Consider the following 13,527-nt stretch of genomic DNA (forward strand, 5'->3'; position numbering starts at 1 on the left):
AGAGAGACGATATGTATCCAACCCATCATTTTAAAGACAAGTTCATTTTATTTCTTAAGATTTTCTTCCCTATTTTGGTTTATCAATTCGCAAATTATTCGGCTTCTTTTGTTGATACGACAATGACTGGCCAGTATAATACGATAGATTTAGCTGGCGTATCAATGGCGACTAGTTTGTGGAATCCTTTCTTTACTTTTTTAACTGGGATTGTTTCGGCTTTAATTCCAATAATTGGACATCATTTAGGACGAGGGAAGAAAAATGAAGTAGCTTCTGATTTTTATCAATTTCTTTATCTTTCGCTTGGCTTATCCATCTTTCTATTTGTTTTAGTTTTTCTTGCTGCTCCTCTAGTTCTAAATAATATGGGGCTAGAAGCAGCAGTAGCAGATATAGCAATTCGTTATCTATGGCTTTTAGCTATTGGAATTATTCCTCTATTACTCTTTAGTGTTATTCGTTCATTACTTGATGCACTGGGATTAACTAAGCTATCCATGTATTTAATGCTTTTATTGCTACCTCTCAATAGTGGTTTTAACTACCTCTTAATCTACGGAGCTTTTGGCTTCCCTGAGTTAGGAGGTGCAGGAGCAGGTCTGGGTACATCTTTAGCTTATTGGGCCTTGTTGGGGATTTCCATACTAGTCCTTCTTAAACAGGAAAAATTGAAAGAACTGCATTTAGAGAAACGATTACCTTTAGATAAAAATAAAATAAAAGAAGCGATTAGCTTAGGATTACCAATAGGTGGAACTGTATTTGCAGAAGTTGCTATTTTTTCAGCTGTTGGCTTGATTATGGCGAAGTTTTCATCATTGATAATCGCTAGTCATCAGTCTGCTATGAACTTTTCATCTCTCATGTACGCCTTTCCAATGAGTATTTCAACAGCAATGGCTATTGTTGTTTCTTACGAAGTTGGTGCTAAACGTCTAGAGGATGCTAAGAAATACATAAAAATCGGACGACTATCAGCTATGGCATTCGCAATTTTAACGCTTTCCTTTCTATATGTTTTTAGAGAAAATGTTGCCAGTCTCTATGGTCATGATCCAGAGTTCATTCAATTAACCGCAAGTTTTATGACCTATAGCTTATTTTTCCAGTTAGCTGACACATTTGCGGCACCATTACAAGGGATTTTACGAGGCTACAAAGATACTGTTATACCTTTCTACCTTGGTATCCTTGGATACTGGGGAGTTGCTATACCTCTCGGTGTGTTTCTAGATTATTCAACAAATCTCGATGCTTATTCATATTGGATAGGTCTTATCGTAAGTTTAGTTGTCAGTGGATTACTCTATCAGTGGCGTTTACAAGTTATTATGAAAAGATTCAAATAATTTGATGAAAATATCCTTAAAAATTAGTTTGTGAAATAGTTGTTTTATGTAAAGAAAAGTCTTGATTTCATTGACTTTTCTTTTTTTATATTGTGAAAAAATAGCAAGCATATTCTTTGACTCTCATTAATCTATAAGTTAGAATAGAACTATAAGAAATTAAACTTAGAAAGGCAAGATTATGTCAACTCTAGATAAAAATCTTTTGCTTGAGATGTTCCGTAAGATGGAAGAAATTCGTCGTATGGATTTAAAAATTGCTCAATTAGTAAAAAAAGGTAAAGTGCCCGGTATGACGCACTTTTCTGTTGGTGAGGAGGCTGCTAACGTTGGGGCTATGTTAGCTCTTAATGAAGATGACCTTATCACATCAAACCACCGTGGTCACGGTCAAGCCATTGCTAAAGGTATTGACCTCAATGGAATGATGGCTGAAATCCTTGGTAAATATACAGGGACTTGTAAGGGTAAAGGTGGATCAATGCACATCGCCGACCTTGATGCAGGTAACCTTGGTGCTAACGGTATCGTAGGTGGTGGCATGGGGATTGCAGTAGGTGCAGCTCTTACTCAACAAATGAAAAACACTGGTAAAATCGTTGTCTGCTTCTTTGGTGATGGAGCGACTAACGAAGGTGTCTTCCACGAAGCTGTTAACATGGCTTCAATTTGGAATCTTCCAGTTATTTTCTACTGTATTAATAACGGTTATGGAATCTCTGCTGATATTAAGAAAATGACTAATGTGGAGCATATTTATGAGCGTAGCGCTGCTTACGGCATTCCTGGAATGTTTATTCCTGATGGAAACAATGTAATTGATGTATACGAAGGATTTAAGAAAGCAGTTGACCATGTTCGTTCTGGCAAAGGCCCTGTCTTAATCGAAAGTGTAACTTACCGTTGGCTTGGTCACTCATCATCAGACCCTGGTAAATATCGTACACGTGAAGAAGTCGATGAGTGGAAGGAAAAAGATCCAATCGAAAACCTCCGCAAGTACCTTGTTGAAAACAAGATTGCTAGTGCAGAAGAACTTGAAGAAATTCAGGCTCAAGTCAAGGAAGCAGTGGAAGCATCTGTTAAGTTTGCAGAAGAAAGTCCATTCCCTCCGCTAGAATCAGCTTTTGAAGATATTTACGCAGACTAAGGAGAAGTAGAGAAATATGGAAACAAAATTAATGTCTTTCCGCGATACCATTATCCTTGCAATGTCTGAGGAAATGCGTCGTGATGAAAATGTACTCTTGATGGGTGAAGATGTCGGAGTTTTCGGTGGAGACTTCGGAACTTCTGTAGGTATGTTAGAGGAGTTTGGGCCAGAACGTGTACGTGACTGTCCAATCTCTGAAGCTGCAATTTCTGGTGCAGCAGCAGGTGCTGCTATGACAGGACTTCGTCCAATCGTTGATATGACCTTCATGGATTTCTCTGTTATTGCCATGGATAATATTGTCAACCAAGCAGCTAAAACTCGTTACATGTTTGGTGGAAAAGGGCAAGTACCAATGACAATCCGCTGTGCCGCTGGTAATGGGGTAGGTTCTGCAGCTCAGCACTCACAATCATTGGAATCTTGGTTTACTCATATCCCAGGATTGAAGGTTGTAGCTCCAGGTACACCTGCTGATATGAAGGGCCTTCTTAAGTCTTCAATCCGAGACAACAATCCTGTTATTATTCTTGAATACAAATCAGAATTTAACCAAAAAGGTGAAGTACCTGTTGATCCAGACTATACTATCCCACTTGGTGTTGGAGAAATCAAACGCGAAGGAACTGATGTAACAGTAGTAACATACGGTAAGATTCTTCGTCGTGTCATGCAAGCAGCTGAAGAATTGGCTGAAGAAGGCATCTCAGTCGAAGTAGTAGACCCACGTACTTTGGTTCCACTTGATAAAGACATCATCATTAATTCAGTTAAGAAGACTGGAAAAGTAGTTCTTGTCAACGATGCCCACAAGACAAGTGGTTTTATCGGTGAAATCTCAGCTATTATCTCAGAATCAGAAGCATTTGATTACTTGGATGCACCAATCCGTCGCTGTGCAGGTGAGGATGTACCAATGCCTTACGCACAAAACCTTGAAAATGCAATGATCCCGACAGTTGAAAGCATCAAAGATGCAATCCGTAAAACTCACAACAAACAATAATACATAACATAAATTATGTAATGTTTGTTAAATTAGACGAGGAAACTTTGTATATAGTGATGCAAAGTTCTCTGCGTCCTTGATATCTTAGATTAGAGCACGGGCTAAAAGCTCGGAAAAAAGATAAATCTCCTTGACTTCATCGAAGTCTGCGTTGATTTCCTATTTTTCGGTCGCTTTTAAACGCCCTTTGCATCATAAATAGAATAGGAGAGGTCATGGCTGATGATAAGCTAAGAGCGACTCCTGCAGCTAGAAAATTAGCGGATGATTTAGGAATTAACCTCTATGATATTTCTGGCTCAGGCGCAAACGGTCGTGTCCACAAAGAAGACGTGGAAACATATAAAGACACTAACGTGGTTCGCATTTCACCACTCGCAAAACGAATTGCATTAGAACATAATATTGCTTGGCAAGAAATCCAAGGAACAGGTCATCGTGGTAAAATCATGAAGAAGGACGTTTTGGCCTATCTTCCTGAAAATATCGAAAATGACACCATTAAATCACCTGCTCAAATTGAGAAAGTGGAAGAAGTTCCAGACAACGTAACGCCTTATGGAGAAATCGAACGCATTCCGATGACTCCTATGCGTAAGGTTATTGCGCAACGTATGGTTGAGTCATACTTAACTGCTCCAACCTTTACACTTAACTACGATGTTGATATGTCTGAAATGTTAGCACTTCGTAAGAAAGTTCTTGATCCAATTATGGAAGCAACTGGTAAGAAAATCACTGTTACAGACTTGCTTTCTCTAGCGGTTGTTAAGACTCTTATGAAACACCCATACATCAACGCTTCACTGACAGAAGATGGTAAGACAATTATTACTCACAACTATGTAAATCTTGCAATGGCAGTTGGTATGGATAACGGTCTTATGACACCAGTTGTCTACAACGCTGAAAAACTCAGCTTGTCTGAATTGGTTGTTGCATTTAAAGATGTCATCGGACGTACTTTGGATGGTAAACTATCTCCTAGCGAATTGCAAAATTCAACCTTCACCATCAGTAACTTGGGAATGTTTGGGGTTCAATCATTTGGTCCTATCATCAACCAACCGAACTCAGCCATCCTCGGTGTTAGCTCAACAGTTGAGAAACCGGTTGTAGTAAATGGTGAAATCGTGATTCGTCCAATTATGAGTCTTGGATTGACAATTGACCACCGTGTCGTAGATGGTATGGCTGGTGCTAAGTTTATGAAAGACTTGAAAGCTTTGATTGAAAACCCAATCTCAATGTTGGTTTAAAATATTTGTTTTAGAAATATAGATAAAGGAAGTAAGATATGGCCTTAGAAGTAATTATGCCAAAAGCCGGCGTGGATATGACAGAAGGACAAATCGTCCAATGGAATAAAAAAGTCGGAGAATTTGTAAAAGAAGGAGAAATCCTTTTGGAAATCATGACTGACAAAGTCAGCATGGAATTGGAAGCAGAAGAAGATGGTTATTTGATCGCTATCCTGAAAGGTGACGGCGAAACTGTTCCTGTTACTGAAGTTATCGGTTATCTTGGTGAAGAAGGGGAAAATATCCCAACTGCTGGATCAGCACCAGAAGCTAGTCCAGCACCTGCTGTAGCTAGCGCTTCAAACGATGATGGTAAGAGTGATGATGCTTATGATATCGTTGTTATCGGTGGTGGACCTGCTGGTTATGTTTCTGCTATTAAAGCAGCTCAATTAGGTGGTAAGGTTGCTCTTGTTGAGAAATCTGAACTTGGTGGAACTTGCTTGAACCGCGGATGTATCCCAACTAAGACTTACCTTCACAATGCTGAAATTATTGAAAATATCGGTCACGCTGCAAATCGTGGTATCGTGATTGAAAATCCTAACTTCACAGTTGATATGGACAAACTTTTAGAAACAAAATCTAAAGTTGTCAATACACTTGTAGGTGGTGTTGCAGGACTTCTTCGTAGCTATGGAGTTGATGTTCATAAAGGTATCGGTACTATTACTAAAGATAAGAATGTCTTGGTAAATGGTTCTGAATTGCTTGAAACTAAGAAAATCATCCTTGCTGGTGGTTCTAAAGTCAGCAAGATTAATGTTCCGGGTATGGAATCACCACTTGTGATGACGAGTGACGACATCCTTGAAATGAACGAAGTACCAGAAAGCCTTGTGATCATCGGTGGTGGAGTTGTCGGTATCGAACTTGGACAAGCATTCATGACATTCGGATCAAAAGTAACTGTTATCGAAATGATGGATCGTATCGTTCCAGCTATGGATGCAGAAGTATCTAAGAACCTTCGTTTAATCCTTGAACGTAAAGGTATGACGATCTTGACAGGTACTAAACTGCAAGAAATCATTGAAGAGGATGGCAAACTTCGTATCAAAGTTGAAGGAAAAGATGATGTCATCGCAAACAAAGCTCTTCTTTCAATTGGTCGTGTTCCAGATCTTGAAGGTATCGGAGATGTTGAGTTTGAATTAGACCGTGGTCGTATCAAGGTTAATGAATACATGGAAACTTCTGTTCCAGGTATCTATGCACCAGGTGATATCAACCGTACTAAGATGTTGGCTCACGCTGCCTTCCGTATGGGTGAAGTAGCAGCTGAAAATGCTCTTAAAGGAAACCACGTTGTTGCTAAATTGAACTTGACTCCTGCAGCTATCTACACACTTCCAGAAGTAGCAGCAGTTGGTTTAACAGAAGAACAAGCTCGTGAGAAATACGATGTCCAAATCGGTAAATTCAACTTTGCTGCAAACGGACGTGCCATTGCATCTGATGCAGCTCAAGGTTTCGTTAAGGTTATTGCCGATAAGAAATATGGTGAAATCCTTGGAGTCCACATCATTGGTCCTGCAGCAGCAGAATTGATTAATGAAGCATCAAGCATCATCGAAATGGAAATCACTGTTGAAGAAATGCTTAAAACAATCCACGGACACCCAACATACTCTGAAGTTATGTACGAAGCGTTTGCAGATGTTCTTGGAATGGCTATCCATTCACCTAAGAAAAATAAATAAGTCTTTTAATAAAATTTTCTTAAAGTAGTACGGACGGCAGCGACCTCTATTAGAGTTCCGTGCCTTAAAATTGAGTCTCTTGTCTCAATTTAACCGAGAAATGTAACGATAAGACGTTACATTTCTTTTTACTACTTTTTGAAAATTGGATTGCTATGAATAAAAGTTAATTTTTTGGAAATACTATGAAATACATTATCAATCATTCAAATGACACTGCCTTTAATATTGCATTGGAAGAATATGCCTTTAAACACCTTTTGGACGAGGATCAAATTTTCCTGCTTTGGATTAACAAACCATCTATCATTGTAGGACGTCACCAAAATACCATTGAAGAGATCAACAGAGACTACGTTCGTGAACACGGAATTGAAGTAGTACGTCGTATCAGTGGTGGTGGAGCAGTTTACCATGATTTGAACAACCTCAACTATACTATCATTTCAAAAGAAGATGAAAACAAGGCTTTTGACTTCAAGAGCTTCTCTACTCCAGTTATCAATACTTTATCTGAACTTGGTGTTAAAGCTGAATTTACAGGCCGTAACGACTTAGAAATCGACGGTAAGAAATTCTGTGGAAATGCACAAGCCTATATCAATGGCCGTATCATGCACCATGGTTGTCTTCTCTTTGACGTGGATTTGTCAGTCCTAGCTAACGCACTTAAGGTTTCTAAAGATAAGTTCGAATCAAAAGGTGTTAAATCAGTTCGTGCACGAGTAACCAATATCGTAGATGAACTGCCTGAAAAAATCACTGTAGAAGAATTCCGTGACCTACTTTTGGAATACATGAAAAAAGAATACCCTGAAATGACAGAGTATGTCTTCTCAGATGAGGAATTGGCTGAAATCAATCGTATCAAGGAAACCAAGTTCGGTACCTGGGATTGGAATTATGGGAAATCACCTGAATACAATGTCCGTCGTGGAACTAAATTCCCAAGCGGTAAGGTTGAAATCTTCGCTAACGTCATTGAATCAAAAATCCAAGACATCAAGATATACGGTGACTTCTTCGGTATCGAAGATGTTGCAGCAGTAGAAGATGTCCTTCGTGGTGTCAAATACGAACGTGAAGATGTCCTCAAAGCCCTTCAAACCATTAACCTAGGTCGTTATTTCGCAGGAATCACTGCAGAAGAAATTGCTGAGGCAGTTGTAGAATAAAATCAAAAGAGATCCATGTAATATGGATTTCTTTTTTGTTTAAACTTGATATTAAAATTTGATGGGGGTATAATATAGTGGAAATTTAAAATAAAAGAGGCCTAACATCAATGATAAAGATTCCAATTGAAAATCTCGGACTATTTGAACAGTTAGATCGTACTGTGGTAGCTTTTTTTAAAAACCAAGAATCTACAAATCCTTACGATTTGAATATTAGTATCACACAAGAACATTTCGATAAGAAAAGACAAGAGTTAGAACCATTAGGTTTGCAAGCTGTCCAAATCCCACTGGGAATGGCTTTAGACAATGTTATTCAGCAAGCACATTTTAAAGCCCTAATTATTGGTGGTCTTGCTCCTGAGGAAATCATCGTTAGCAAAGATGAGTTAATGCCAATGAAAGATATTGTTGATAGTTTTTGTATTATGTACGCTGCAGCTAATAACCGCCTTGAAAATAGTAAAGCTTATGAATTAATGAAAGATAAAACGGTCTACTTTATTGGAAAACTGCTTACTGACATTCCTCAAAAAGGTGATGAAATTGCTTATATGGGCATTGATCGTACAGCTAGTGACGGTACGCCATATGAAGCTGTTAAATGTTTTTTAACGAAAGAAAGTGCTGAGAAGTACAATGAAGAAAAAAGACCCGTAACCTCTGCGAATCTGGCTTATCTAAAGTCATTTTTGGGAAAGCCAGTTATAATTGAGCCACACAGAAATTATTGGATTGAATTTTTATAGAATAATAAAAGAGCGATAGATTTTTATTATCTATCGCTCTATTTTAAACATTACATAAATTATATTATGTATCATTATAAACTATCCAAGGCATTTTTCTGCTCATCATTAACGATATGGGTATACAAGTCGGTAACTTGTGTGCTAGCATGTCCTAGCTGGTGACTGACCAGAACCTGTGATTTGGTCGCATCATAGAGACGAGTTGCTAGTGTATGACGCAGTTTATGGGGTGTTACGCGTACTTTGAAGTCTTCTGAATACTTGGCTACCATCTTTTCGACACTAGAAGCGTCAATACGGTTTGGAACACCTCTATATAATGTTAGAAAGAGAGCTGTATCAGTCTTTTCTGTCTTATAACGTTTGTCTCGAATAGCGAGATATTGCTCCAGATAAGGCTTAGCAAAGGCAGCAACATTGACCGAGTCTCGTTTTCCACCTTTTCGAGTAACATCAATCACCATCATTTTGAGATTGAGATCTCGAAGGTCAAGGTTAACGGCTTCAGAGAGACGGACGCCAGAGGCGAGAAGAAGGGCTATAATCGCTAAATCTCGCTCTTTATTCTTATTAAAGGAGGATAGGGCACGATTTGAGAGAGTTTTGGGGTATTCCTCATCGATATAATTCAAAAAACCCTCTGTTTCATCGCCTAAAAAAAGCTTTTGCTTGATATTTTCGGCTCGAGCAGCCAAAGTTTCTTTCTTTTTCTTGGTAGCAACTTTCTTCATAACATTGCGATAGAAATAAGGTTCCCCTTGTTCATTTTCAACTTCCTCAGTCAAGTACTTATAAAGACTAGAAAGCGCTGATAAAGTACGGTTGATGGTTGTTTGGGAGACACCATTCTTTGTCGTATTAGCATTAAGCAAAGGACGTTCACGTAAGTAAAGAATAAAAGATTCCATGTCTTTCTTTGTCATATTCTCAAGTACATCTAAAGGTATATTTGCCATGGTGTCAGCATTCGATATACCAGATTCTAAAACCCAGCTGAAAAATCGATCGTATTCCTTTAAATATTCGTACAAGGTCGTAAAACTGTAGGGAACAGCCAATTTTGATTGATAGTATTCCAGAACATACCAGGGCATGACTTGTTTAAGTTTATCAATACGTTCTAACAAAATCTCACGTTTCATTTTTTCTCCAAATCTTTCTATACTAGTAGTATAGCATAGCTAGATATATTTTTCAAGAAAATTATAGTTTTTCGGAAAGATGTTATAGGGGATATATGCAATATCTAAATCTTTGCTAGTATAACCAAAAATTTTTTTAGAGCTAATTATTCTTAATTATGTACTTTATTTAAGTGAACACTGAAAATTTTGACTACTCTCAATTCAGACGAAAATGTACTTTATTTAAGTGAACACTGAAAATTTTGACTACTCTCAATTCAGACGAAAATGTACTTTATTTAAGTGAAAACTAAAAATTTTTAAAATGTACATTTTGACAACAAAAAACACTCTATAATCAATTTAATGAACTTTAGAGCGTTTTTACTTTGTTTTATTTTAGTATTCTCTAGTATATCTTTAATCTAACAAAATGCTCCTGTTTTCTTCTTAAACCTTTGCAAATTGGGCAACTTATTAATGAGCGCTTTTTATACTTAATTTTTTCATTAATTTTAAGTTTGTATCGATGATTTGAGTTTTCTTTACATATCCACCATACATTAGTATTACTTAATTCAGTTATTTCAGTTGGATTTGCTATTAGGAGGTTATTTAAATAATCCCACTCATGCATTAGAGTTTGTTGTGTCGTTGCTAAGTCGTTAAATCCGTTTAAAACTTTTTGATTCGTGCACAAGTATGTAAATATTGTAAAACAATTTCAAAATGTGGTAGACTAGATATGAATTTTGATGAACGATAATTAGGTCAGAGAAAAGGTTACAGATGGAAAGATTAGTTTTTATTGGGTTGCTAGTGTTCTTGGCAGTTGTGTTTATTGGAATATTGTTTTGGCTGCGTTTTAGAATGAAGAACACCTTTGAGAACGGTGTTCCAGTGTACGATGCCCCAGCAAATAATCAGACTAGGACGAGTAAGCTAAGCGTAGGAGAGTATGCAGTGCACATAGTTTTAATACTAATTAGCGCTGTAATTGCCTTTAAGGTCATGGGCATGTTCCGTCATGGGGCGGCGCCAATTGGTGCTGCTATAATCACGCCTTCTATAATGGCGCTTTTCAATGCACGAAAGAGAACCGGGAAATCTTGGATAGGTATCGTTGCAGTTCTTATGATATTCGTGTTTTTGATGTTTGTATATATAATTATAGGTCTACCTGATAACGCACCTCCACTTAAAATTGACAGAACTGAAATTCATCTTACAGAGACTAAGATTTCGGATTTGATAGACCAGGGGTTTGAAATCTATGTGTCAAATGGTAGACATGATTATCCTAATTATAATGAGCTTTTGACATCGGGAAGCTATTATAAATACCAAGGTTCCGGTGTAACAGTGCCAAGCGGATTTAAGTCATATGACTCTGCAGTCACACGATCGACTTATCTTCTTGTAAAGAAGAATGTAGTAGTTGGCTGCATAGGTGTTTACGGGCATAAAAAGAGGTATGAGGAACTGAAGGACTGTGTAGTTACGCAGGTTTGCTTCGATTCTGAATGCACAGCTGCTGCTAAAGAATATGGAATCTCATATAATATAGATGGTATAGATTTGCTAGAGAAGCTTGATGAAAATAAGTTTAAGGAAGTATTTGGTAAAAAAATATGGCTGACTCCAAGCAATCCGAGAGGTGAATATTTGGGACATTACGGTGTGCAGTGGGGAGCAGGTAACAATGAATTCTTTTGGAATCATTATTTTATGAATTTAGACCTTGATTCGAATAATAATATAGTTAATTTTAGTTTTAAAGTTCATATTGCAGGTGAACGAGAGAATAATTAGCAAGGATAGTTAGATAAAATGAAAAAGAAAAAAATACTGAGCAAGACAAAGTATGCTATTTATCTTCTAGTGGTCCACCTTATATGCATACTTTTCACTATAAGCAAAATAATGATACCTTCATGGGGGCACTGGTTAGAGACGACACGCTTTCTTTGGACAAGCTTTCCTACCTATGTATGCGTGTTAATAGCCGTTTTCCCAATGATATGCTTTTGGCCATATTTGATTAGTGCAGATTTTAAGCCGGGTACAGCAAATACCTTGCTTGCGACTTTTGGTCTAATAGTAGGTAACGTGACTCTGATTTTGATATATACGACTATTTTGCACAAGGTATTATAGGTATAAAAAAATCCCTTTATAGGGATTTTTTGATTGCTTCAACTAGCTCGTCATATTCTTCAAATGCTGGAACCTCTGGGTGATCCTTCTTGATTGATTCGATGCTTCTAAACAAGAATCCTTGTGGGTGTCTCCTTGAAAGAAGTCGGTTTAATCGACGGTCAAGGCAGTTGATGACTTACTAGAAAATTGTTCTCAACCCTATGTTTTAGCTGATTTAGCTTATCTTAGCTATGAACTCAGAGAACAGTTGAAACAGAAAGGTTACCATCTTTGGACGCCTTTACGTCAAAATATGGCAAGAGCTAAACAACATAATCATTGGAAACTAATGGCTATGAGACGGATTATTGAAACTCGATTTTCAGAACTTTGTGCTTTTTTTGATGTCGAACAAACACTAGCTAGAGGCTTTACAGGATTGCAGTTGAGAATGGAGCAAATTGTACTGACTTATAATCTGAGATACTTTGAGATTAACTAGCACCACGAGTAAAAATCTATATCTTACTATCAATAAGTCCTTAAATGAGTAGCCAAAAATGTACAATTGAACCACTACTTCTTCTGCACCTATTAGAGTAAAAATGTACAAATCAATTCCTTAAATCAGATGATGTTATGAACTAGAAAATATACAAAATAACACTTCAAAATAATGTACAAAATAAAAATAAAGTACACTCCTTAAAGAATGTACTTTATGCTTCTAATTCAGTTGTATCAATAGTTTAGCTCACGTTAAGCCAATTGTACATAAACTTTTAGTTTTGCTAGTGTATAGTTTGTAACCAAAATTTTTTAGTTTTTCTTTTAATTAATTTATTATGATTAAAATTTTTTATACTTTTTGCTAAATGCTCCTCCGTCGATCTTCAACTCTAGTAAATGTAATTCAAGTAAAATTTGATTCTTATTATCATAAAAACCAAATCATATTTGATTTGGTTTTGGAGTTTTATATTTCATTTTATTAAGATGAAAGTTTACTAATACAATCAGTTACGACTATACTCTTCTTTTTTATTCATTACCATATAGCACGAAACTAAGATGACGAAGATTTTTATCAAGTAAGTTTCGTATTGATTAGTATCTATGGTTAGTTGAGACAAGACATTAATAATTGAATGAGTCATTACACAAATCCAGAGATTGTTTGTTTTAATATATAGTGCTGATAGTATGAAAGAATTTGTCAGTAATCCAATTAAAAACGGCGTCAATTGTAATATTGCCAGAGAACCATCTATGTAAAAGTACAACAGATGCCAAATAGCCCAACTAAAAAAGGTTAAGATTGTTGAGAGGAAATACGGCAAATTTTCTTGTAAAATTGGTTGAAATACATATCGCCATCCAATCTCTTCTATTCCTCCAAATAAAATAAATTTGAAGAACATCAAAAAAGGGAGATACCAGTTAAATTCTAACATTTTCCCACCAAACAATATGAAAGAAAAATCAAATATAATTAGGAAGAAAGATAATAAATAGTGTTTATAACTAGTATGAATGTTAAAAAAATCTTTTAAAATCTTCTTAAAATGAATATGAAAATATCGATTAGCAACAATTATTCCCCAAAGAGCTGAAGAAATTCCACCTAGAATGATTCCTGAAATAGTTAATACATTAGACTGAACAGAATAACGATTCAATAGAAAGAAAACTAGACAAACTGATACTAATTGGATAAATGTTCCTAGCAAATATACCAAAATTGCCTTATTTTTTTTCATAGAGAAACCTTTCAAAATATATTATAACTTTTCGTAATAAAAATTATGTAAATCAA

Annotated in this window: 11 protein-coding genes and 1 pseudogene; 9 read left to right on the top strand and 3 right to left on the bottom strand. The window is 36.5% G+C overall.

Going from position 1 to position 13,527, the window contains the following annotated elements:
* The first annotated feature begins 11 nt into the window (after positions 1-11).
* The 7 genes from HW271_RS04380 to HW271_RS04410 all read left to right on the top strand — a co-directional run bounded on the left by HW271_RS04380 (position 12) and on the right by HW271_RS04410 (position 8,445).
* Positions 12-1,352, top strand: a complete 1,341-nt coding sequence (locus tag HW271_RS04380; protein ID WP_178895001.1) for an MATE family efflux transporter — start codon at positions 12-14, stop codon at positions 1,350-1,352.
* 181 nt (positions 1,353-1,533) lie between these two features.
* Positions 1,534-2,502 (top strand): thiamine pyrophosphate-dependent dehydrogenase E1 component subunit alpha, encoded by a 969-nt coding sequence (locus HW271_RS04385; RefSeq protein WP_178895002.1) that lies wholly within the window; start codon positions 1,534-1,536, stop codon positions 2,500-2,502.
* 16 nt (positions 2,503-2,518) lie between these two features.
* Entirely contained in the window at positions 2,519-3,511 is a 993-nt protein-coding gene (locus tag HW271_RS04390; protein ID WP_178895003.1) for an alpha-ketoacid dehydrogenase subunit beta, read from the top strand.
* A 218-nt stretch (positions 3,512-3,729) separates the two neighbouring features.
* Positions 3,730-4,773: a dihydrolipoamide acetyltransferase gene (locus HW271_RS04395; protein ID WP_178895004.1), complete on the top strand. Its 1,044-nt coding sequence runs from the start codon at positions 3,730-3,732 to the stop codon at positions 4,771-4,773.
* 38 nt (positions 4,774-4,811) lie between these two features.
* Complete coding sequence (gene lpdA, locus HW271_RS04400) at positions 4,812-6,518, top strand: dihydrolipoyl dehydrogenase (RefSeq protein ID WP_178895005.1); 1,707 nt, start codon at positions 4,812-4,814, stop codon at positions 6,516-6,518.
* A 185-nt stretch (positions 6,519-6,703) separates the two neighbouring features.
* Positions 6,704-7,693: a lipoate--protein ligase gene (locus HW271_RS04405; RefSeq protein WP_178895006.1), complete on the top strand. Its 990-nt coding sequence runs from the start codon at positions 6,704-6,706 to the stop codon at positions 7,691-7,693.
* 110 nt (positions 7,694-7,803) lie between these two features.
* Positions 7,804-8,445, top strand: coding sequence for a hypothetical protein (locus HW271_RS04410; protein ID WP_178895007.1), 642 nt, complete (start codon positions 7,804-7,806; stop codon positions 8,443-8,445).
* A gap of 74 nt (positions 8,446-8,519) precedes the next feature.
* On the opposite strand, the gene xerS is transcribed toward HW271_RS04410, so the two are convergent.
* Both xerS and HW271_RS04420 read right to left on the bottom strand, forming a co-directional pair.
* On the bottom strand, positions 8,520-9,590 hold the full coding sequence (xerS, locus tag HW271_RS04415; protein ID WP_178895008.1) for a tyrosine recombinase XerS: 1,071 nt from the start codon (positions 9,588-9,590) through the stop codon (positions 8,520-8,522).
* Positions 9,591-9,981: 391 nt separating this feature from the next.
* A complete protein-coding gene (locus HW271_RS04420) occupies positions 9,982-10,209 on the bottom strand; it encodes a zinc-ribbon domain-containing protein (protein ID WP_178895009.1) in 228 nt (75 codons plus the stop codon).
* Between the two features lie 152 nt (positions 10,210-10,361).
* Between HW271_RS04420 and HW271_RS04425 the strand changes: the two genes are divergently transcribed.
* Positions 10,362-11,384 (top strand): hypothetical protein, encoded by a 1,023-nt coding sequence (locus HW271_RS04425; RefSeq protein ID WP_178895010.1) that lies wholly within the window; start codon positions 10,362-10,364, stop codon positions 11,382-11,384.
* 505 nt (positions 11,385-11,889) lie between these two features.
* A pseudogene (locus HW271_RS04430) lies at positions 11,890-12,213 on the top strand (transposase); the annotation flags it as partial.
* A gap of 514 nt (positions 12,214-12,727) precedes the next feature.
* Here HW271_RS04430 and HW271_RS04435 read toward each other — a convergent pair.
* The gene (locus HW271_RS04435; RefSeq protein WP_178895011.1) at positions 12,728-13,471 is read right to left on the bottom strand and encodes a CPBP family intramembrane glutamic endopeptidase; all 744 of its coding nucleotides are present in this window, start codon (positions 13,469-13,471) and stop codon (positions 12,728-12,730) included.
* Between the last annotated feature and the right edge of the window lie 56 nt (positions 13,472-13,527).

The organism is Streptococcus sp. oral taxon 061 (genome assembly GCF_013394695.1).
Lineage (GTDB): Bacteria > Bacillota > Bacilli > Lactobacillales > Streptococcaceae > Streptococcus.